The following is a 21,844-nucleotide window of genomic DNA, read 5'->3' as shown; positions in this document are numbered from 1 at the left end:
GTTGTGGTTCCGACCCCCGGAAGGCATCAGTTCCAGAGCGGCGAGTAGATTGCGCCACCCTGCGTCCACAAGGCGTTCGGCGTGCCCTTGCGGTCGAGATACATCTTGGTCTTCGGACCGAGGTTGCGATCATAGGCCTCGCCGTAGTTGCCGACGGCTTTAATCGCCTGAGCAATGAAATCGTCGGAGAGGCCGAAGTCCTTGCCGTAGCCACCGCCGACGCCGAGGAACTTCTGAACGAAGGGATCTTCGCTCTTCAGCTTTTCAGCCAGATTGGCCTGGGTGATCCCGGACTCCTCGGCCTGGAAGAGGCCGTATTCGATCCAGCGCAGCGCGTTGCGCCACTTGGAGTCGTTGGCAGCCACGAAGCCGCCGAACGGGGACTTGTCCAGCGTATCCGGGAGGATCAGATAGTCGGCTGGCTTCGGTGCATTCCCCGCCCAGGCGGCAAGGGCTGATTTGTCGGTGCTCATCGCATTGCAACGACCCGAGTTGAGAGCGGAGAAAAGCTTCTCGAGGTTTTCATAGGTCAGGACCTTGGAGTCCTTCCAGCCACGCGCCTTGAAGGCAGCAGCCAGAACGGTCTCGGTGGCCGATCCCTGGGTGGTGCAGATCGTTGCACCATCGAGGTCTGCGAATTCCTTGATCCCGGCATCGGTTTTCACCATGAGGCCGGTACCGTCGTAGAAGTTGATCGGCAGGAAATCGATCGCGATCGACGATTCGCGCGCCGGTTTGATCGTGGTGTGGGCGAAGACGACGTCGACCTGGCCGGTAAGGACTGCGTCAAAGCGGCTCTTGTCGGTCACCGTGATGAACTTGACCTTGGAGGCGTCGCCGAGAACGCCGGCGGCAACCGCTTTGCAGAAGTCGACGTCGAGCCCTTCCATCTGTCCGGTCGTGGTATTGAGATAGCCGAAGCCGGGAGCGGTGTTATCGGTGCCGCAGTTGAGCACACCGCGCTGCTTGACCGTGTCGAGAACGGAAGCGGAAGCATCGGCCGCCGTGAACGCAACGCCTGCGAAAACACCGGCAGTCAGGATTTTGAGTAGTTTCATCGAGGTTCCCCTTTCGGATCGCATAGTGACGGTGACGCCAAATCAATGAGCGATGGCTCGATCGAAGTCCGGTAAGACGCTGGAGGCGTTATCGCCATTCTGACTGCGTCGTTCCCACTATTGGCCAAGGTCTGCGTGCGATCCTCGCTCCCAGCCCCATCAATTGGCAGATGGACAGTAGGAGCGGGGTCTATTCAAATCTACTTAATTCTCCTGAGGTTATACATTAGGAAGTCTGTTGCTTTGTAGCCGATGAGGGAGTTTGTCGGCATGGGGCACGTAGCGCCGGCACCCGGCGTCAAGACAGCGGCGGCTTCTCGGCCATCCGGTCGAGGAACGCCTGAAGGGCCGGACTGCGCTTTTCATCTTTCCGGAAGGCGATAAATATCCTTCGGCGTATTTCAGGAACGAGCCTGCACACCCAGACGTCTTCGAGATCGTAGCTGGCGCGCAGCCCAGGCAGGATCGAGATGCCGTAATTCTGCCGGATCAGCGCGATGGTTACTTCGAAACCTTTGCATCTGGCGACGATGTTGGGCTTGAAGCCCTCTTCCTGACAGGCCTCCACCAGCATCCTCGTATAGGTGTCGGAAGCGGTGTCGATCGCCCAGCGGTCCTCGCGAAGCTCATGCAGGCCAACCGTTGGCTGCTCCGAGAGCCTGTGATCTCTCGAGACCATGACGTTGAAGACGTCTTCCATCAGGAAGATCGTCTCGATATTGGGATCGAGCGCGCCGGTCGGTATGTTCAGGTCATCGATAATCGCGACATCCGTCTGCCAGCTTCGCAGCGCCGCAACGCTTTCGCCAGGCTCCATTTCTTCGAACTGGACGGTGAGGTGAGGGTGCCGTTCGGCGAGATCGTAGACGACCTTCGGAATGACGGCGGCCGCCACGGAAGGAAACGCCGCCACCCGAAGTTCGCCGGAAACGACGCTTTTCAATTCGGCGATGTCTGCTTTCGCCGATTCGATTTCGATGAGGATCTTCTCTGCCCGCAGCACCAGTTGCTGGCCGGCGGGTGTCATGACGACGCCCCGGCCGCGCCGCTCGACGAGCCGTATGCCAACCTCTTCTTCAAGAAGAGCGATTTGCTGCGACACGGCCGACGGCGAGACGTGTAAAGCTTCTGCCACCGCCGCCATGGTCTTGCGGATCGACAGTTCGCGCAGTGCCCGCAGACGTCCGACATCCATAACGACCTCCTCGCAGCCTCGAAATCATTAGCATGTCTGAACGTATAAGCAAATATTATTAACTTTTTCTGGTGTTTCGATCGATCTAGGTTCCGCCTCACGAATTCGAGGAATTGGAGAACTCAGATGACCAACGCTGCAAGGGTGCATTTCAACACCACCGTCCAGGATGCCGATCCACTCGTCGCCGATGCCCTCGCGTCCGAGCGGGCCCGCCAGCAGAACCAGATTGAGCTCATCGCTTCGGAGAATATCGTCAGCCGTGCGGTTCTCGACGCCTTGGGGCACGAGATCACCAACAAGACACTCGAAGGCTATCCGGGCAATCGTTTTCACGGTGGCGGGCAGTTCGTCGACATTGCCGAGCAGGCCGCAATCGACCGCGCGAAGCAGCTGTTCAATTGCGGCTACGCCAACGTCCAGCCGCACTCGGGGACGCAGGCCAACCTAGCTGTCTTCTTCCTGCTGCTGAAGCCGGGCGAAAAGGTGCTTTCGCTGGACCTTGCGGCCGGCGGCCACCTGTCGCACGGCATGAAGGCGAACCTGTCGGGCCGCTGGTTCGATGCCAACAATTACAGCGTCAACCCGCAGAACGAGGTCATCGACCTTGATGAGATGGAACGCATCGCCGAAGAAATCCGCCCGAAGCTGCTGATAACAGGTGGTTCGGCCTATCCGCGCGAACTCGATTTCGAGCGCATGTCGAAGATCGCAAAGAAGGTCGGCGCCCACTTCCTGGTGGATATGGCCCACATCGCCGGCCTCGTTGCCGGTGGCGTCCATCCTTCGCCGTTCCCGCATGCTGACATCGTGACCTGCACCACGACGAAGACGCTGCGCGGTCCGCGTGGCGGCCTGATCCTCACGAACAACGAGGAATGGTACAAGAAGCTGCAAGCGGCGGTGTTTCCCGGCGTCCAGGGATCGCTGCACAGCAACGTTCTAGCCGCCAAGGCGATCTGCCTAGGCGAAGCTCTCCGCGACGATTTCAAGCTCTACGCCCGCCAGGTCGTGGCTAATGCGAAGGTTCTCGCCGAAACGCTTGCGGATCGTGGCGTTCGCATCGTTTCCGGCGGCACCGATACCCACATCATCCTGCTCGATCTGTCGAGCAAGGGACTGCTTGGAAAACAGGCTGAGACGCTTCTCGCCAAGGCGAACATCACATCCAACAAGAACCCGATCCCCGGCGACAGCCCTCGTCCTCCGGAGTGGGTCGGCATGCGCCTTGGCTCCTCCGCTGCGACGACACGTGGCCTGAAGGAAGAGGAATTCCGGGTTCTCGGCCATGTCATCGCGGATCTCATCGACGCCGAGACAGAGGGCAGGACCGAGGAGATCGTCGGAACCGCCAGGGCCAAGATCGCGGAACTGACCGAGAAGTTCCCGGTCTACGGCCACTAGGGCAACGTACCCATGCGGAAATGCCCCGCCCACATCTCCGGGCGCGGCATTTCGCCGGTTCGAGCTTGGATGCAATGGAGCACGCCATGGGAATGGACAGATTCACACGCGCCGCAAACATCGATGGCAAAGAGTACGCAGCAGCGCTCCTGCAGCGCATAAAGGCCGATGTCGAAACGCTGGAGGCAACGACTGGAGCCGTTCCCGGTCTGGCCGTCGTTCTGGTGGGGCACGACCCGGCAAGCGCAATTTATGTGGCTTCAAAGCACCGTCAGACGGTTGCCGCCGGAATGAAGTCATTCGAATACCGGCTTGCTCAGGAAACCACGCAGGGCGAACTTCTTGACCTCGTGCATCACCTTAACAACGATTCAGAAGTGCATGGAATTCTTGTTCAGTTGCCGCTGCCGGCGCATTTGGATCCGAACGCCGTGATCCAGTCCATCAATCCCGACAAGGATGTCGACGGCTTCCATGTGTCGAATGCGGGCCGCCTTGCAACAGGCAACCCGGCTTTGGTTCCCTGCACCCCGCTCGGCTGCATGATGCTCATCAAGGATACGCTCGGCGAGAGCCTCTCCGGCCTTCATGCCGTCATCGTCGGCAAGTCCAACATCGTCGGAAAGCCGATGGCGCAGATGCTGATGAATGCCCACTGTACCGTCACGGTCGTTCACTCGCAGACGAGGAACGCCGCGGAGCTCTGTCGGGCGGCCGACATTCTTGTCGTCGCGGCCGGTCGGGCGGGCCTGGTTCGGGGTGACTGGATCAAGCCCGGCGCCGTCGTGATCGACGTCGGCATCAACCGAATCCAGGACGGCGAAAAATCGCGGATCGTCGGCGACGTGGCATATGGCGAAGCCGGCCACGCGCGCGCCATCACGCCGGTGCCGGGCGGCGTCGGCCCGATGACGATCGCATGCCTGCTGTCCAACACGCTCACCGCATTCCGCAGCCATCACGCGATGATCACCGCGGCCTGAGACGACGAACAAGGAGATAGACATGACCATCACGGCCCCTCGCTACGCTCTGCGTGTCGCATGCCCGTCGATCCGCGGCGTGACAGCCGCCATCGCCGGCTATCTCTCCCAGAACGGCTGCAACATCTCCGACAGCGCACAATTCGACGACGCCGATACTGGACGCTATTTCATGCGGATCAGCTTCCAGCCGCATGACGGACATACGCTTGACCAGCTTCGTCAAGGTTTCGAACCGATCGCCGGGAAGTTCGAGGCGAGCGCCGAATTTTTCGATGAGAGCGAGAAGAAGAAGGTGATCCTCATGGTGAGCCGCTTCGGACACTGCCTGAACGATCTCCTCTACCGCTGGCGCATCGGGGCGCTGCCGATCGACATCGTCGGCGTGATCTCCAACCACAAGGACTACCAGCGGGTCGTCGTGAACCACGACATCCCGTTCCACTGCATCAAGGTGACTGGGGAAAACAAGCCGGAGGCCGAGGCGAAGCAGATGCAGATCGTCGAGGAGTCGGGCGCCGAACTGATCGTGCTGGCCCGCTACATGCAGGTCCTGTCCGACGATATGTGCCGCAAGATGTCCGGCAGGATCATCAACATCCACCACTCCTTCCTTCCGAGTTTCAAGGGCGCCAATCCCTATAAGCAGGCATTCGAACGGGGCGTGAAGCTCATCGGCGCGACATCGCACTACGTCACCGCAGACCTCGATGAAGGCCCGATCATCGAGCAGGACATCGTCCGCGTCACCCATGCGCAGAGCGGCGAGGACTATGTTAGCCTCGGCCGCGACGTCGAAAGCCAGGTGCTCGCCCGGGCCATCCACGCCCACATCCATGGCCGGGTGTTCATCAACGGCAACAAGACCGTCGTCTTCCCGGCTTCACCCGGATCTTACGCGTCGGAACGCATGGGCTGAGCGCCGACTCATCGGGGCGCGATCTATCGCTGAAACCGGTCATCGGAGGCGCGGAAATCTCCGGACGTTCAAATCCTTGCCCGTCCCCGATGTTCGAGGACGATTGCCGGCGGACACGGCAGGCGGCGTGACAATAGCCCTGGGCAACACTCCATTGTGACGGTCCGAGGGCCAGGCGCGGCTTGACAACGTGACAAGCCGCGTTGCATTTTCGCCACAATGCGTTGCTTAAAGGTCACGCAAGGGTTTTGGACATTTCGCTCCCGATCGAGTCGTTGCGGCGCTGGCTTTTTGAGCCGGCGTTGTTTGATTTCGATCGGATGGCGGGGCGGTAAGTGCCGTCTGAAGAGAGGCCGAATGACGCAGGATGGGGTATCGCCGGCGGCGGGCGAGGCGGTGACGACGGTGACCGATCGCCGTGCCCTTTTTGCCGTGCCCGGCCTCGTGCTCGCCGGCGGTGCGCTTCTCTGCGCCACGATCACGCTTTTCGTACTGCTCGGCCTGACGCCGATCGCGCCGACCTCGCATGTCGTCGTCACCTCGGTGATCGTCAACTCCTTCTTCGTCCTGACGCTGCTGGCGCTCATCGGCCGCGAAGTGGCGAGGCTACTCAAGGCGCGCACGCGTGGCCGCGCGGCGGCGCGCCTGCACATCCGCATCGTCGTGCTCTTTTCGATCGTCGCGATCACGCCGGCGATTCTCGTCGCCATCTTTGCCAGTATTACGCTGAATGCTGGTCTCGACCGCTGGTTTGCGCTGCGCACCCAGTCGATCGTCAGCTCGTCGCGCAATATCGGCCAGGCCTACATGATGGAGAACGCCAGCTACCTCCAGGGGCAGACGGTTTCCATGGCCAACGACCTCGAGCGCAACCGCGCGCTCTACAGCCTCGACAGGACGGGTTTCGCCGAATTGATGACGCGCCAGGCGAGGGGCCGCGGCCTGCTCGGCGCCTTCCTCGTCGAACGCGACGGCTCGGTGATCGTCCAGGCCGATATCGCCACCGAAAAGCCGCTGCCGGCCATTCCGCAGGATGCGCTGGAGAAAGCGGCGGCCGGCCAGCCGACGTTGATTCCGCCCGGTGTTACCAATCTCGTCGGCGCGATTATCAAGCTCGATGCCATCCAGGGCACCTTCCTCTATACGGTGCGCGCCGTCGATCCCAAGGTCATGGGCGCCATGCGCATGATGGAGGAGAACGCCACCGAATACCGCTCGATGGAGGCCAACCGCTTCTCGCTGCAGATCGCCTTCGCCGTGCTTTACATCGGCTTTGCGCTGATCGTGCTCTTGGCGGCAATCTGGACCGCGATTGCCGTCGCCGATCGCATCGTCCGGCCGATCCGGCTGCTGATCACGGCGGCCGACAGCGTCGCTTCGGGCAATATGGATATCGTCGTGCCGGTGCATTCCGTCGATGGCGACGTCGCCAATCTGTCGCGCACCTTCAACAAGATGATCTCGGAAATCCGCACTCAGCGCGATGAGATCCTCGAAGCCAAGGACGAGGTCGACGACCGCCGCCGCTTCATCGAAGCCGTGCTGTCGGGCGTCACTGCCGCTGTCATCGGCGTCGAGCAGGATCGCCGCATCGCGATCGTCAACAGTTCGGCCGAAACGCTGATGTCGCTGTCGGCCGACCAGATGCTCGGCAAGCAACTCGCCGACATCGCGCCGGAGGTCGATCAGGTGCTGACCGAGGCGGCAGTGCGGCATCGCGGCGATCTCCGCAAGCAGATCGCGCTGGTGCGCGGCGGCACGGTCAGGACGCTGAGCGTCCAGGTCACCCGCGAGGAAGTGCGCGACATGAGCGAATCCTACGTGATCACGCTCGACGACATCACCGACCTCGTCATCGCCCAGCGCTCGACCGCCTGGGGCGATGTCGCACGGCGCATCGCTCACGAGATCAAGAACCCGCTGACGCCGATTCAGCTGTCCGCCGAGCGCATCCAGCGCCGCTACGGCAAGCAGATCGACCAGGGCGACCGGGCCGTTTTCGACCAGTGCACGGATACGATCATCCGCCAGGTCGGCGATATCGGCCGCATGGTCGACGAATTCTCCGCGTTCGCCCGCATGCCGAAGCCGACCAAGGAGCCGAGCGACCTGCGCGATATCTTGCGCGACGCGATCTTCCTGCGCGAGATGGGCAACCATCACGTCACCTTCCAGCAGGATTTCGGCGATCAGCCGCTCGAGGGCCTGTTCGACAGCCGCATGCTCGGCCAGGCTTTCGGCAATCTCATCAAGAATGCCGTGGAGGCGATCGAAGCCGTCCCGAGCGACGAACGCGACGAACGCAAAATTCTGGTGCGTGCAGCACTCGACGCCGGCCGCGACCGCTTCACCGTCGACGTGATCGACAATGGCCGCGGCCTGCCGGTGGAGAACCGCCACAGCATTCTGGAACCCTATATGACGATGCGCGAGAAGGGCACGGGTCTTGGCCTCGCCATCGTCAAGAAGATCATCGAGGAGCATGGCGGGCAGCTCGAGTTGCACGATGCGCCCGCCGATTTTGACCGGGGAAGAGGGGCCATGATCCGCGTGCATCTGCCACGCCGGGATCCGACGCCCGCCGCTCCCGCAGCCAATGACAAGGAAAGCGTTTATGGCCTCTGATATTCTCGTCGTCGATGACGAGCACGATATTCGCGAGATCGTTTCCGGCATTCTCTCGGACGAGGGACACGAGACGCGCACGGCCCATGACAGCGACAGCGCACTGGCGGCGATCTCCGATCGCGTGCCGCGGCTGATCTTCCTCGATATCTGGATGCAGGGCAGCAAGCTCGACGGCCTGTCGCTGCTCGACGAGATCAAGACCCGCCACCCCGATCTGCCCGTCGTGATGATCTCGGGCCACGGCAACATCGAAACGGCCGTCTCGGCGATCAAGCGCGGCGCCTTCGATTTCATCGAGAAGCCCTTCAAGGCCGACCGGCTGATCCTGATCGCCGAACGGGCTCTGGAAAATTCCAAGCTCAAGCGCGAGGTTTCCGAGCTGAAGCGCCGCACCGGCGACGCCCTGGAGCTGATCGGCACCTCGGTCGCCGTTTCGCAGCTGCGCCAGACGATCGAGAAGGTTTCGCCGACCAACAGCCGCATCATGATTCTCGGCGCGTCCGGCTCCGGCAAGGAGCTGGTGGCGCGGATGATCCACAAGAAGTCGACGCGCGCCAACGGCCCTTTCGTGGCGCTGAACGCCGCCAACATCACGCCGGATCGCATGGAAGTGGCGCTCTTCGGCACTGAGGGTACGCCGGGCCAGGCGCGCAAGATCGGCGCGCTGGAAGAGGCACATCGCGGTATCCTCTATCTCGACGAGGTCGGCGAAATGCCGCGCGAGACGCAGAACAAGATCCTGCGCGTGCTGGTTGACCAGCAATTCGAGCGTGTCGGCGGCTCCAAGCGCGTCAAGGTCGATGTCCGCATCATCTCTTCGACTGCCTATAATCTCGAAAGCCGCATCGCCGAAGGCTGGTTCCGCGAGGATCTCTATCATCGCCTCGCCGTCGTGCCGGTGCGCGTGCCGGCGCTGGCCGAACGGCGCGAGGACATTCCCTTCCTCGTCGATCAACTGATGCGCCAGATTTCCGAACAGGCCGGCATCCGTCCGCGCCGCATCGGCGACGACGCCATGGCCGTGCTGCAGGCCCATGATTGGCCGGGCAATATCCGCCAGCTGCGCAACAATATCGAGCGGCTGATGATCCTTGCCCGCACCGACGGCCCGGATGCACCGATCACCGCCGACATGCTGCCGACCGATCTCGGCGACATGCTGCCGAAGGTCTCGGCCAAGAACGACTATCACATCATGACGCTGCCGCTGCGCGAAGCCCGCGAGATGTTCGAGAAGGATTATCTGATCGCCCAGATCAACCGCTTCGGCGGCAATATCTCGCGCACCGCCGAATTCGTCGGCATGGAGCGCTCGGCGCTGCACCGCAAGCTGAAGTCGCTCGGCGTCTGATATCAGACGCTGCATCCCTCCATCGCTTCCCGGAAGACCATTTCCCATGCCGAGAATTGCCTATGTGAACGGCCGTTACGTCAAGCATTCCGATGCCAGCGTACATATCGAGGACCGCGGCTACCAGTTCGCCGACGGCGTCTACGAGGTCTGCGAGGTGCGCCACGGTTATATCGTCGACCTCACCCGTCATCTGAACCGTCTCGACCGTTCGCTGGGCGAGCTGCGCATCGCCTGGCCGATGAGCAGGGCGGCGCTGACGCAGGTCATCCGCGAGACGCTGCGCCGCAACCATGTCCGCAACGGCCTGTTCTACATGCAGGTGACGCGCGGCGTTGCGCGCCGCGATCATGTCTTCCCGGCCGAGGGCACGCCGCCTTCGCTCGTCATCACTGCCAAGAGCACCGATCCCAAAATCATCGCGGCCAAGAACGCCAACGGCATCAAGGCGATCACCGTGACCGACAACCGCTGGGACCGCGTCGACATCAAGTCGGTCGGTCTGCTGCCGAACGCCATGGCCCGCCAGCAGGCGAAGGAGGCCGGTGCCCAGGAAGCGATCTATGTCGATGCCGACGGCATGGTGAAGGAGGGGGCGGCGACCAATGTCTGGATCGTCGATTCGGATGGAACGCTGGTGACGCGCCCGGCCGAACACGGCATTCTGCGCGGCATTACCCGCACCACATTGATGGATGTGGCCGCCCAGCTGGGATTGAAGATCGCCGAGCGGAACTTCTCCGTTTCCGAGATGCTCGCAGCCCGCGAGGTCTTTCTCACCGCAGCCACAAGTATTTGTTTTCCGGTCGTTTCCGTCGATGGCCAGACCATCGCCAACGGCCATCCCGGCAGCGTCTCGCAGAAAGTCCGCGAAGCCTTTTTCGACGTTGCGGAAAAGATTGCGATTTGATACCAAGATTTGCTGGACAGGTGGAATGAGGGTGCCGCCGGTCTTGCATGGAGAGGTTGATTGATATTCTACCGGCCAGTTCAGGCCGGCAATAAAGAAAGAAGCGGCGCGATGGCGGAACGTTCTCAGAATCTGCAGGACTTATTTCTCAATACTGTTCGCAAGCAAAAGATTTCCCTGACAATCTTTCTGATCAACGGCGTGAAACTCACGGGCGTTGTTACGTCTTTTGACAATTTCTGTGTTCTCCTTCGCCGTGACGGCCATTCGCAGCTGGTGTATAAGCATGCGATCTCGACGATCATGCCGGGTCAGCCGATGCAGATGTTCGAGAGTGAAGAAGCAGCGTCCTAACAGGATCAGCCGTCATTTCGACACGCGATACCAAGAACGATTCGATCATCCCTGAGGCCGCCAAGCACAGGGACGATATGCGCGCGACCGTCGTCGTGCCGGTTCTGAAATCCCGCAGTCGCGGCGGCCAGACCGAATCGGCCTCCACCCGCACGCCGGAAAGCCGGCTGGAAGAAGCGACCGGCCTTGCCCAGGCGATCGACCTCGATGTCGTCAACGGCCAGGTCGTGCCGGTCAACGACCCGAGGCCGGCGACACTGCTCGGTACCGGCAAGATCGAGGAGATCAAGGCGCTGCTCGACGAGCGCGATTCCGGTCTCGTCATCGTCGATCATCCGCTGACGCCGGTGCAGCAGCGCAATCTCGAAAAGGAATGGAACGCCAAGGTCATCGACCGGACGGGCCTCATCCTCGAAATCTTCGGCCGCCGCGCCTCCACCAAGGAAGGCACGCTGCAGGTCGATCTCGCCCACCTGAACTATCAGAAGGGCCGGCTGGTCAGAAGCTGGACCCACCTTGAACGCCAGCGCGGCGGCGGCGGCTTCATGGGCGGTCCCGGCGAAACCCAGATCGAAGCCGACCGGCGACTCTTGCAGGATCGCATCATCAAGCTCGAGCGCGAGCTGGAGCAGGTCGTTCGCACCCGACAGCTCCACCGCGCCAAGCGCCGCAAGGTGCCGCACCCGATCGTGGCGCTCGTCGGCTATACCAATGCCGGCAAATCGACGCTGTTCAACCGCATCACGGGCGCGGGCGTGCTCGCCGAAGACATGCTCTTCGCCACGCTCGACCCGACGCTGCGCCGCATGAAGCTGCCGCATGGCCGCACCGTCATCCTGTCCGACACCGTCGGCTTCATCTCCGATCTGCCGACCCACCTCGTCGCTGCCTTCCGCGCGACGCTGGAAGAGGTGCTGGAAGCCGATCTCATCCTGCATGTTCGCGATATGTCGGATGTCGACAACCCGGCGCAGAGCGCCGATGTGATGCGCATCCTGAACGACCTCGGCATCGACGAGGCCGAAGCTGGCAAACGGCTGATTGAAGTTTGGAACAAGATCGACCGGCTGGAGCCAGAGGTGCACGACACCATGGTGCAGAAGGCCGCCGGCGCCAGCAACGTGGTGGCGGTCTCGGCCGTCAGCGGCGAGGGCGTCGACACGCTGATGGAAGAGATCAGCCGCAGGCTGTCCGGCGTGATGACCGAAACCACGATCCGCCTTCCCGTCGACAAGCTGGCGCTGCTGCCCTGGCTCTACGACCACGCGATCGTCGATGGTCGCGAGGACAATGAGGACGGCTCGATCACGCTTGATCTGCGCCTCTCCGAAACCGAAGCCGCCGAACTCGAACGCCGCATCGGCAACGGCCCGAAGCCGCAGCGCGAGGATTGGGAGCGGTGAGCTACCCCTTCTCCCCAGCGGGGGTCCGAAGGACGGGTCGAGACCTGTGGCTCGACCCCGGTCGGTGGCCGAAGGGTCGGATGAGGGCGCGCACGGCACGCCATTCATTGGCCTTCGCTTGCACTTAGGCGATCTATCTCCGGCGACTTTACCTACCCTCCGTCATGCTCGGCCTTGAGCCGAGCGTCCACGCCGCATCCGCCAACAGTCGTGGCATGGGTCCTCGGCTCAAGGCCGAGGACGACGGAGAGTGGAGTTGGCTCCTCGCCAGACTCAGCCTGACCTACCCAGCCACGAGCGCTCTTTCGATCGCCTTCGCCGCCTGCCAGATCTCCTCCATCCGCTCTAGGCTGGCCGCCTCCAGCGTCTCACCTTCCGCATCAAGAACATTCTCGATGTGATTGAATCGACGCCTGAATTTTGTATTGGTTCCCCGCAGCGCCTGTTCCGGATCGGCCTTCACATGCCGGCCGATATTGACGACGGCGAAGATCAGGTCGCCGAGTTCGTCGCTAACCTTTGCCCGGTCGCCGTCCCGCAGTGCCACCCTTAGCTCGTCGATCTCCTCCTCGATCTTGTCGAGGATCGGCTCGGGGGCGGACCAGTCGAATCCCACCTTGGCGGCGCGTTCCTGCAGCTTCAGCGCTTCCGTCAAGGCCGGGAAGCTGCGCTGGACGGAGCCCAAGAAACCGCCTTTGAAGTCCTCGGTGATGCCGCGTCTTGCCCGGCGCTCGGCGCGCTCGCGTTTTTCCGCCTGCTTGATTTCATCCCACTGGATTTTCACGGCGTCTGGTGTATCGGCTGCCGAGCGGGCGAAGACATGCGGGTGGCGGCGGATCATCTTGGTGGTGATGGCGTTGACCACGTCGCCGAAGGAAAATTCGCCGGCCTCCTCGGCCATGCGGGCATGGAAGACCACCTGCAGCAGCAGGTCGCCCAGCTCGTCGCAGAGATCGTCCATATCGCCGCGCTCGATCGCGTCGGAGACCTCATAGGCTTCCTCGATCGTATAGGGCTTGATCGTCTGGAAATTCTGCTCGATGTCCCAGGGGCAGCCGGTCTCGGGATGGCGCAGCGCCGCCATGATCTCGATCAGCCGCGAAATGTCTTTGGAAGGTTCCATGGTGCCTCGGTTGAGAGCCTCAGTTAAGAGGAATGTCGTTGGCGCTCTTCGACGACTGGTAGGTGGTGGAAAGCGCGTCATAACGTGCCTTGATGCGCGCGGTCTGCGCCTTCAGCGCGGTCTTTAGCTGGGCCTCTTCGGTCTCGACGAGATCGGCGATGGCAAAGCTGTTCCAGAAGGCGTTCTGCCTGCGATAGCCGCCAGGTTCAAGCCCGAAGACTTCCTTCAGTATCTTCAGATCGTGCGGAATGGCGAAGGCATCACGGGAATCCTCATGGCTGAAGAAATAATAGAAATTGTCGAAACCTGCCCAAGTGATCGCCGACATGCACATGGTGCAGGGTTCGTGCGTCGAAAGGAAGATCAGATCCTTGGTCGCCGGCGTGTCGCCAAGCTCGTAGAAGCGCTTCAGCGTGTGCACCTCGCCGTGCCAGAGCGGATTCTCCAACTCGTTATTGGTCTCGGCGACGACGAGCGACAGATCGGACTTGCGCAGGATCGCCGCGCCGAACACCTTGTTGCCCAAGGAAACGCCGCGCTCGGTCAGTGGCAGGATATCGTCCTCGATGACCGAAAGCAGGCGAGAGGCGATCGTCTTGTCAGGCATGGATATCTCCGGTTTTCTCCCAGTCTACCGTCTTGGCGGCCCGAGTGAAATGCGCCAAACGCCGGTGGACGTCATTTGCCACAGGCTTTACACTGCGCTGCAGCAAATGCGCGGGGTGTGCTGTTTTGGTCAGCATGGGTGACTTTTCTCAAATCATTGAGAGGACGAGCAAAAGAATACGCGCATGCTCGGGCTTTCGAATTTCTGTTTCTTCAATCCCTTGTCGATCAAGGGCATATTCTGGCAACTTCGAAGTGGATTGATGATGCCTCCCAGGACTGAACAGCTTTCGGTATTTCCCGCCTTCTTTCGCGTGGAAGGCCAGAAGACGGCTGTCTTCGGCAATGGCGACGAAGCTTTTGCCAAGGTGCGGCTGCTCCTGAATACGCGGGCGCGGATCGTCGCTTATGCTGGGAGGCCGGAAGCCGATTATCATGCCTTCCTCATCGCCAATCGCATCGAAACCGTGCGCGCCGGCTTTTCCGCCGAGCAGGTCGAAGGGGCCGCGCTCGTCTTCGCCGCCACCGGCAATGAAGCCGAAGACCGCGAGATCGTCGATGCCGCCCGTGCCGCGAAAATTCCGGCCAACGCCGTCGATCAGCCCGATTACTGCGATTTCTTCACCCCGGCGCTGGTCAATCGCGCCCCTGTTGCCGTTGCAATCGGCACGGAAGGGGCGGGGCCGGTTCTGGCGCAAATGATCCGCGCGCAGATCGACCAGCTTCTTTCCCCCTCACTCGGGCGCCTGGCGGCGTTGGCGACGAGCTATCGCAAGGCCGTCGAGCAGCTCATTCCGCGTGGCGTTTCCCGCCGCGTCTTCTGGCGCCGTTTCTTCTCGGGCGCTGTTGCCGATGCGGTCGCCAACGGCAACCTGCCGCAGGCCCGCCAGGCCGCCGACCGGTTACTGGGCGCGATGGACAAGGTCGCCGCCGGCCACGTCTGGCTGGTCGGCGCCGGTCCGGGGGCCGAGGATCTGCTGACGCTGCGCGCCCAGCGCGTGATGATGGAAGCCGATGTCATCGTCTTTGACGCGCTCGTGCCGCAGGCGATCGTCGATATGGGCCGCCGCGACGCCGAGCGGCTTTCGGTCGGCAAGCGCAAGGGCTGCCACTCGAAGTCGCAGGAAGAGATCAACGAGCTGCTGGTCGAGCTCGGCCGTCAGGGCAGGCGCGTCGTCCGGCTCAAGTCGGGCGATCCGCTGGTCTATGGCCGGGCAGGGGAAGAAATGGCCGCATTGCGCGCCGCCGGTATTACGTATGAAGTCGTGCCCGGCATCACCTCGGCTTTCGCCGCCGCCGCTGATTTCGAACTGCCGCTGACGCTGCGCGGCGTCGCCTCCTCGCTTGTTTTCACCACCGGCCATGATCTGACCGGCGATGTGCTGCCCGATTGGGCGAGCCTTGCCGTCTCCGGCGCGACGATCGCCGTCTATATGGGCCGCACCGTTGCCGCCTCCGTCGCCGAACGGCTGATGCAGGCTGGCATTCCCGCCGAAACGACGGTCGCCGTTATCGAGAACGCCAGCCGTACCGAGCGCCGCCTGCTGCATGGCACGCTTGCCGATCTGCCCGATCTGCAGCACCGCGATGAGTTGACCGGCCCGGTCATGGTCATTATCGGCGATGCGGTCGCGGGCGCCAATTTCGAACTGTCCGAGCCGCTGGTGCGTGCGAACGCCCGGCTCGAGGAATTTGCAAGGAGCTGAATATGGTAGACAAGGTTCTGACCGCCAACCGGCTGACGGATGGCATTGCCGTCTGGCTGGACGCGAACGGCAAGTGGTCGACCTCGCTGCAGGAGGCGCTCGTCGCCCGTCACAACGAAGCCGTCGAAGCATTGGAGGCAATCGGCAAGAAGTCCTATGCCGACAACGAGGTTGTTGACGTCGCCGTTGTCGAAGTTCAGGAAACCAACGGCATTCTCTGGCCGCTTCGCCTCCGCGAGCGCATCCGCGCGCAGGGCCCGACCATGGAATATGCACCGGGCTACGCTCCCGCCGATCCCGAATTCATTGCAGTCTGAGGAAGACGATGTACCGTTACGACGAATTTGATCATGCCTTTGTCACCGAGCGCGTCGAGCAGTTCCGCGACCAGGTTGAGCGCCGCCTTTCCGGCGAGCTTGCCGAGGATGCTTTCAAGCCGCTGCGCCTGATGAACGGCGTCTACCTGCAGCTTCATGCCTACATGCTGCGCATCGCCATTCCCTACGGCACGCTGAGCGCGCGCCAGATGCGCATGCTCGCCCATATTGCCCGCACCTATGACCGCGGCTATGGCCACTTCACCACCCGCCAGAACCTGCAGTTCAACTGGCCGAAGCTGTCGGAAATCCCCGATGCGCTGGCCGACCTAGCAAGCGTCGAGATGCATGCGCTGCAGACTTCGGGCAACTGCATCAGAAACGTGACGGCCGACCACTTTGCCGGTGCAGCCGCCGACGAAGTCGCCGATCCCAGGCCCTATGCGGAAATCCTGCGCCAGTGGTCGTCGGTCCATCCGGAATTCTCCTTCCTGCCGCGCAAATTCAAGATCGCCGTCACCGGCGCCGAGCGCGACCGCGCGGCCATCCAGGTTCATGACATCGGCCTGCACCTGAAGAAGAACGACAAGGGCGAAATCGGTTTTGCAGTTTATGTCGGCGGTGGCCAGGGCCGCACGCCGATGATCGCCAAGCTGATCCGCGACTTCCTGCCCGAGGAAGACCTGCTCTCCTACACCACGGCGATCGTGCGCGTGTACAATCTGCACGGCCGCCGCGACAACAAGTATAAGGCCCGCATCAAGATCCTCGTGCACGAGACCGGCGCCGAGGAGCTGGCGCGCCAGGTGGAGGCCGAATTCGCCGCACTGAAGGACAGCGAGCTCAAGCTGCCGGAACAGGATGTCGAGGCGATCGCCGCCTATTTCGCGCCGCCCGCTCTGCCCGAGCGCGCCGAGGGCTGGGAAAACCTTGCCCGCTGGAAGAAGGCCGATCCGGCCTTTGCCCGCTGGGTCCAGCAGAATGTGCAGCCGCACAAGAATCCCGATTACGGCATGGTGACGATCTCGCTGAAGCCGATCGGCGGTATTCCGGGCGACGCCACCGACGCGCAGATGGAGGCCGTCGCCGATCTCGCCGAGGAATATGCCTTCGACGAAATCCGCGTCAGCCACGAGCAGAACCTCATCCTGCCGCATGTGGCGCTTGCCGATCTCGAAGCCGTCTATCGCGGCCTCGTCGCCATCAACCTGGCGGAGGCCAATGCCGGGCTGATCACCGATATCATTGCCTGTCCTGGGCTGGACTACTGCGCGCTCGCCAATGCGCGCTCCATCCCGGTCGCGCAGGAAATCTCCCGCCGCTTCGGCAATCCCGAACGCCAGGCCGAGATCGGCGAGCTGAAGATCAAGATCTCCGGCTGCATCAATGCCTGCGGCCACCACCATGTCGGCCATATCGGCCTGCTCGGTGTGGAGAAGAAGGGCGCCGAACTCTACCAGATCACGCTCGGCGGTTCCGGTGACGAACATACGTCGATCGGCGAGATCATCGGGCGCGGCTTCGAGCCGGACCGGGTGACGGACGCGATCGAGACGATCGTCGACACCTATCTCGGCCTGCGCCTCGATGCTTCCGAAACCTTCCTTGCCGCCTATCGCCGCGTCGGGCCGCAGCCTTTCAAGGCCGCGCTCTATGGCTCGGCCGCGGAAGCGGCATAAGGAGGCGATGATGACGAAGATCTGGAGAGAAACCGGTTTTGTCGAAAACGATCCCTGGGTGATCGAAACCGAAGAGGTGAAGGCGACCGGAGAGCAGAAACCGCTGCTCGGCCTCGACGAGCTGATCGCCAAGGCCGACGAAAGCAACGATGTCGGCCTCGGCGTGCTGATCAAGCCGGCCGACGATGTGCGCCGGCTGGAACCCTATCTCGATCGCCTCGCAATCGTCGCTGTCGCCTTTCCGGCCTTCAATGATGGCCGCGCCTTCAGCCATGCCTCGCTGCTGCGCCAGCGCTTGGGTTACACCAACGAGCTGCGCGCCATCGGCGACGTGCTGATCGACCAGGTGCCGCTGATGCTGCGCGTCGGCATCGACAGCTTTGCCGTCAGCAACGCCACGGCGCTGAAGCGGCTGGCCGAAAATCGTCTTCCCGCCATTCCCCATCATTATCAGCCGGCGGTGCGTGACGCCGAAGCCGGCAAGGGCTATAGTTGGCGCCGTCAGGCGAAGCCGGCCGCATAAGCGACCGATCCGCCGTTTTACGATGACGGAACGGTAGCATGAAGACATTCGAAGTGGCGGTGATCGGTGGCGGTCTCGCCGGTATGATTGCTGCGATCTCACTTGCCCGCGGCGGCCGTAGCGTGGCGCTTGTCGCGCCCGTTGCCGCGAAAGAGGACCGGCGCACAACGGCGCTGATGGATCAGTCTATCCGCTTCCTCGACCGCCTGGCGCTCTGGGAGAAGCTGCGCCCTGCGGCAGCACCGCTCACCAGCATGCGAATCATCGACGGCACTGACCGGCTGCTGCGGGCGCCGACGACCACGTTCCGTGCGGCCGAAGTCGGTCTCGATGCCTTCGGCTATAATTTCCCCAACAAGACGTTGATCAACGTGCTTGAGGAGGCCGCGTCCGGCGAGGGCAATATCACCCGCTTCACCGATATGGCCGAATCGATTGACATTGCCCCGGATGCCGTCTCGATCACCCTTGCCGGCGGCGACACGCTGTCAGCCGATTTCGCCGTCGGCGCCGACGGCCGCGGTTCGAAGCTGCGCGAGACGGCTGACATCGGCGTGCGCAACTGGTCCTATCCGCAATCGGCCATGGTGCTCAACTTCGCGCATTCCCTGCCGCACCAGAACATCTCGACGGAATTCCATACCAAGCACGGCCCGTTCACCCAGGTGCCGCTGCCGGGAAACCGTTCCAGCCTCGTCTGGGTGCAGGACCCTGCCGAAGCGGCGGCCGGCATGGAACTGCCCCTTGCCGAACTTGGGCTTCTCGTCGAGGCGCGTATGCAGTCCATGCTCGGCATGGTGAGCGTCGAGGACGGCGTCCAGGTCTGGCCGCTCTCCGGCATGATGGCGCATCGCTTCGGCAAGGGGCGCATTGCGCTGATCGGCGAAGCGGCCCACGTCTTCCCGCCGATCGGGGCGCAGGGGCTGAACCTCAGCCTGCGCGATATCATGGTGCTGACCGATATCCTCTGCGACAGGGCCGAATTGCCGGTGCCGGCCGATGCCGGCGACAGCTTCGACCGCCGGCGCCGCGCCGATATCATGACGCGCACGGCAAGCGTCGATCTTCTCAACCGCTCGCTGCTTTCGGATTTCCTGCCCGTGCAGATGCTGCGCGCCGCCGGGCTGCATATCCTCTCGGCCATTCCGCCGCTGCGCAATATCGTCATGCGCGAGGGGATCGAGCCGGGCCGCGGCTTTCGCGATATTCCCGATTCCCTAAGGGAAAAGCTCAAACGGAAGAAGGCCTGAGCGGATCGCGATCAGCCAGAGGGAAACGCTCACCACCGAAAACACCGTCGTGATCAGGATCGTCGCCGAGGCGCGCTCCTGCCACACGCCGTATTGCTGGCCGATGACGAAGACGTTGGTCGCCGTCGGCAGCGAGGCGAGCAGCACGGCGGCCTGGATCCAGACCGGCTCGAAACCGCCGATCGCCGTCAGCGCCAGGAAAACCGCGATCGGATGCAGGATCAGCTTCGCCGGCACGATATAGCCGATCTCCGCCGGGGTGCGCTTCAGCGGCCTGAGCGCCAGCGTCACGCCCATGGCGAAAAGGGCGCAGGGAGCAGCTGCCTGGGCGAGGTAGTCGACGAGGCGCAGAAACGCCGGCGGCTGGTCGAGATGCAGAGCAGCCACGGCAAAGCCCGCCGCCGTCGACAGGATGAAGGGATGTAGCGCCACCTTCCGCGCAATATCGGCGGCGAGTCGGCCGGAAGAACGCTTGTCGCCGCCGGCGACCGCCATCAGCGCCGGCGCCACGATGAAATGCAGCGCGTTTTCGAAGCAGACGATCAGCGCCACCGGCACGGACGCCCCGTCGCCAAGTGCCAGGAGCGCCAGGCCCGGTCCCATATAGCCGATATTGCCATAGGAGCCGGCAAAGGACTGGATGGTGCAATCGGCGAGCGAATTGCCGCGCAACACGCGGCCGACGACGAAGAGCAGGATAAAGACCGTATAGGTCGCAGCGATATCGGTGACGATGAAATCGACCCGCGTCAGCTCTTCGATTGGCGTGCGCGAGACGAGTTTGAAGAAGAGAGCAGGCAAGGCGGCGTAGATGATGAAGGTGTTCAGCCAGCCGAGTGCCTCGGCCGGCTGCTTCGTCGCCTTGGCGGCGATGTAGCCGATCAGAATCAGGCCGAAGAACGGCAGGAGCAGGCTGACGATATCGGCCAAAGAGATCTTCCAATGCGCGGGGATGATTGGCGGGGTAAGAGCTGTTTAGCCGATTTGCATCAGGATCGGAAAGGTCTGCTGGAACCAGATCGCCACATCGCTCACCCAGCCGAACAGGAAGGCGAGGCCGGTGAGGATGAGAAAGACGCCCATGATCTTCTCGACAGTGCCGAGATGGCGGCGGAAGCGCGACAGAAAACGCATGAAGGCGCCGGAAAAGCCGGCGGCGATCCAGAAGGGAATGGCGAGACCCAGCGAATAGATGGCGAGCAGTCCGGCGCCGGAGCCGACCGTTTCGCGCGAGGCGGCAACGCCGAGGATGGCGCCGAGCACCGGGCCGATGCAGGGTGTCCAGCCGAAGGCGAAGGCAAGGCCCATGATATAGGCGCCTGTCAGCGTCGCCGGTTTGCCGCCGCCCTGGAAGCGCGCTTCGCGCGCCAGTACGCCGATTCGGAATAGGCCGAGGAAATTCAGCCCCATGACGATAATGATCAGCCCGCCGATCTTGGAGAGCAGGTCGAGATGCTGGCGGAGCGCCATGCCGATACTGGAAGCGCCGGCGCCGAGCGCCACGAAAACCGTGGCGAAGCCGAGTGTGAAGAGCAGGGCGGAAAAAAGAACCCCACGCTTGACGTCAGGCGCAACCGCAACCGCGCCGCCGCCGCGGAACTGCTCGACTGATATGCCGGCCATGTAGCACAGGTACGGCGGGACGAGGGGAAGCACGCAGGGCGAAAGAAAGGAAAGCGCCCCTGCAATCAACGCGCTCCACAGGGAAATATCGGCAATCGACACGCATTCTCTCCTGCTGCAATCTGCGTCCTGTTCCTAGCTTTGCAGCCCCCTGATTGCCAATCACCTTTTTGCGTGCGCCAGGAATCTGGTTTGCCAGCGCAAGCGATATGGCTTGCCAGCGCAAGCGATATGGCTTGCGCGCGCAAGAAATGTGCCGATCGCCGAAAAAAGCCAAATTTTTCGGTTGACCGCAATGGGTCGCCTGCCTATGTTCCGCCCACTTCCAGCCGGGGTGCTTCACACCCGCGGAGCGGGAGAGCGTAGCTCAGCCGGTAGAGCAACTGACTTTTAATCAGTAGGTCTCGGGTTCGAACCCCGACGCTCTCACCATAAGTTCCAATGTCTTCTTATTTTAAGAAAAGCGCTGAGCTGGATAGAGCAGCGAAGATCCCTGGATGCGGTGGGTGAAAGCCCGCGTCTACTGCTATCTCGACCGGAAAAGGATGGTCGGCAGCCGCGCTGGGTCAGGAATACGCGCCAAAAGCCAAGAGAAGTGCACCAATCGCGATTATTGCCAGGGCCGGCCAGTTTTTGGATAGGCCGAGAAACCTCAGGCCTTGGCGCCGTGGTTCCAGCGTGGCGCCGCCTTGCGGCATCCGATGCGGATTACTCGGCCTTCGGCCGAGAGCTAATTGAAACAGAAAAAGAAGTCCGCCAATGATGAGAGCGGCACCAATCAGGATTGCCCACATCGTCGCCTCCGCTAGGGA

At 62.3% G+C, this 21,844-nt stretch carries 21 protein-coding genes and 1 tRNA gene; 14 read left to right on the top strand and 8 right to left on the bottom strand.

The window, feature by feature from the left end; all coding sequences use genetic code 11:
* Positions 1–26: 26 nt before the first annotated feature.
* Positions 27–1,058 carry a transporter substrate-binding domain-containing protein gene (locus ATY76_RS07285; protein WP_088674107.1) on the bottom strand — a complete coding sequence of 344 codons (1,032 nt, stop codon included), beginning with the start codon at positions 1,056–1,058 and terminating at the stop codon, positions 27–29.
* 298 nt (positions 1,059–1,356) lie between these two features.
* Positions 1,357–2,253: a LysR family transcriptional regulator gene (locus ATY76_RS07280; RefSeq protein ID WP_088674106.1), complete on the bottom strand. Its 897-nt coding sequence runs from the start codon at positions 2,251–2,253 to the stop codon at positions 1,357–1,359.
* A 126-nt stretch (positions 2,254–2,379) separates the two neighbouring features.
* On the opposite strand from ATY76_RS07280, the gene glyA reads away from it, so the two are divergent.
* From glyA to hflX, 8 genes are all read left to right on the top strand, one after another.
* Positions 2,380–3,657 carry a serine hydroxymethyltransferase gene (gene glyA, locus ATY76_RS07275; protein ID WP_088674105.1) on the top strand — a complete coding sequence of 426 codons (1,278 nt, stop codon included), beginning with the start codon at positions 2,380–2,382 and terminating at the stop codon, positions 3,655–3,657.
* 86 nt (positions 3,658–3,743) lie between these two features.
* A complete protein-coding gene (gene folD / locus ATY76_RS07270) occupies positions 3,744–4,640 on the top strand; it encodes a bifunctional methylenetetrahydrofolate dehydrogenase/methenyltetrahydrofolate cyclohydrolase FolD (protein ID WP_088674104.1) in 897 nt (298 codons plus the stop codon).
* Between the two features lie 22 nt (positions 4,641–4,662).
* Entirely contained in the window at positions 4,663–5,559 is an 897-nt protein-coding gene (gene purU / locus ATY76_RS07265; RefSeq protein ID WP_088674103.1) for a formyltetrahydrofolate deformylase, read from the top strand.
* Between the two features lie 357 nt (positions 5,560–5,916).
* On the top strand, positions 5,917–8,184 hold the full coding sequence (locus ATY76_RS07260) for a PAS domain-containing sensor histidine kinase (protein ID WP_088674102.1): 2,268 nt from the start codon (positions 5,917–5,919) through the stop codon (positions 8,182–8,184).
* A complete protein-coding gene (locus tag ATY76_RS07255) occupies positions 8,174–9,538 on the top strand; it encodes a sigma-54 dependent transcriptional regulator (protein ID WP_004674822.1) in 1,365 nt (454 codons plus the stop codon). Before ATY76_RS07260 ends, ATY76_RS07255 begins: the two co-directional genes overlap by 11 nt.
* Before the next feature lie 46 nt (positions 9,539–9,584).
* Entirely contained in the window at positions 9,585–10,448 is an 864-nt protein-coding gene (locus ATY76_RS07250) for a D-amino-acid transaminase (RefSeq protein ID WP_088674101.1), read from the top strand.
* A gap of 111 nt (positions 10,449–10,559) precedes the next feature.
* Positions 10,560–10,802, top strand: a complete 243-nt coding sequence (gene hfq / locus ATY76_RS07245) for an RNA chaperone Hfq (RefSeq protein WP_003539403.1) — start codon at positions 10,560–10,562, stop codon at positions 10,800–10,802.
* 77 nt (positions 10,803–10,879) lie between these two features.
* On the top strand, positions 10,880–12,205 hold the full coding sequence (hflX, locus tag ATY76_RS07240; protein ID WP_088674100.1) for a GTPase HflX: 1,326 nt from the start codon (positions 10,880–10,882) through the stop codon (positions 12,203–12,205).
* Positions 12,206–12,488: 283 nt separating this feature from the next.
* Here the strand turns inward: hflX and mazG are convergent, their stop codons facing one another.
* The 3 genes from mazG to ATY76_RS33645 are packed head-to-tail and all read right to left on the bottom strand — an operon-like array spanning position 12,489 to position 14,071.
* Entirely contained in the window at positions 12,489–13,328 is an 840-nt protein-coding gene (gene mazG / locus ATY76_RS07235; RefSeq protein WP_088674099.1) for a nucleoside triphosphate pyrophosphohydrolase, read from the bottom strand.
* Positions 13,329–13,347: 19 nt separating this feature from the next.
* On the bottom strand, positions 13,348–13,935 hold the full coding sequence (locus ATY76_RS07230) for a nucleoside deaminase (protein ID WP_088674098.1): 588 nt from the start codon (positions 13,933–13,935) through the stop codon (positions 13,348–13,350).
* Positions 13,928–14,071, bottom strand: coding sequence for a hypothetical protein (locus tag ATY76_RS33645; protein ID WP_190233611.1), 144 nt, complete (start codon positions 14,069–14,071; stop codon positions 13,928–13,930). The genes ATY76_RS07230 and ATY76_RS33645 overlap by 8 nt, the downstream gene beginning before the upstream one ends.
* Positions 14,072–14,200: 129 nt before the next feature.
* Here ATY76_RS33645 and cysG point away from each other — a divergent pair, with 129 nt between their 5' ends.
* Genes cysG through ATY76_RS07205 form a run of 5 tightly spaced genes read left to right on the top strand, consistent with a single transcriptional unit; the run spans position 14,201 to position 19,409 of the window.
* Complete coding sequence (cysG, locus tag ATY76_RS07225; protein WP_088674191.1) at positions 14,201–15,640, top strand: siroheme synthase CysG; 1,440 nt, start codon at positions 14,201–14,203, stop codon at positions 15,638–15,640.
* 2 nt (positions 15,641–15,642) lie between these two features.
* A complete protein-coding gene (locus tag ATY76_RS07220) occupies positions 15,643–15,957 on the top strand; it encodes a DUF2849 domain-containing protein (RefSeq protein WP_049735587.1) in 315 nt (104 codons plus the stop codon).
* Between the two features lie 8 nt (positions 15,958–15,965).
* Positions 15,966–17,636 (top strand): nitrite/sulfite reductase, encoded by a 1,671-nt coding sequence (locus ATY76_RS07215; protein ID WP_088674097.1) that lies wholly within the window; start codon positions 15,966–15,968, stop codon positions 17,634–17,636.
* A 10-nt stretch (positions 17,637–17,646) separates the two neighbouring features.
* Positions 17,647–18,159 carry a DUF934 domain-containing protein gene (locus tag ATY76_RS07210; RefSeq protein ID WP_088674096.1) on the top strand — a complete coding sequence of 171 codons (513 nt, stop codon included), beginning with the start codon at positions 17,647–17,649 and terminating at the stop codon, positions 18,157–18,159.
* 38 nt (positions 18,160–18,197) lie between these two features.
* Entirely contained in the window at positions 18,198–19,409 is a 1,212-nt protein-coding gene (locus ATY76_RS07205; protein WP_088674095.1) for a UbiH/UbiF family hydroxylase, read from the top strand.
* Here the strand turns inward: ATY76_RS07205 and ATY76_RS07200 are convergent.
* Positions 19,377–20,339, bottom strand: a complete 963-nt coding sequence (locus ATY76_RS07200; protein WP_088674094.1) for an AEC family transporter — start codon at positions 20,337–20,339, stop codon at positions 19,377–19,379. The two genes, ATY76_RS07205 and ATY76_RS07200, sit on opposite strands and share 33 nt — an antisense overlap.
* A 45-nt stretch (positions 20,340–20,384) precedes the next feature.
* Entirely contained in the window at positions 20,385–21,134 is a 750-nt protein-coding gene (locus ATY76_RS07195) for a cytochrome c biogenesis CcdA family protein (protein WP_088674093.1), read from the bottom strand.
* 254 nt (positions 21,135–21,388) lie between these two features.
* On the opposite strand from ATY76_RS07195, the gene ATY76_RS07190 reads away from it, so the two are divergent.
* A tRNA-Lys gene (locus ATY76_RS07190) sits at positions 21,389–21,464 on the top strand.
* A 134-nt stretch (positions 21,465–21,598) separates the two neighbouring features.
* Here ATY76_RS07190 and ATY76_RS07185 read toward each other — a convergent pair.
* Positions 21,599–21,826, bottom strand: coding sequence for a hypothetical protein (locus ATY76_RS07185; protein WP_088674092.1), 228 nt, complete (start codon positions 21,824–21,826; stop codon positions 21,599–21,601).
* Positions 21,827–21,844: the final 18 nt, after the last annotated feature.

Source organism: Rhizobium sp. R339 (genome assembly GCF_002211395.1).
Classification (GTDB): Bacteria; Pseudomonadota; Alphaproteobacteria; order Rhizobiales; family Rhizobiaceae; genus Rhizobium.
Note: the sequence above shows the minus strand (reverse complement) of the source record. Positions and strands in the feature narration are given on the sequence as shown.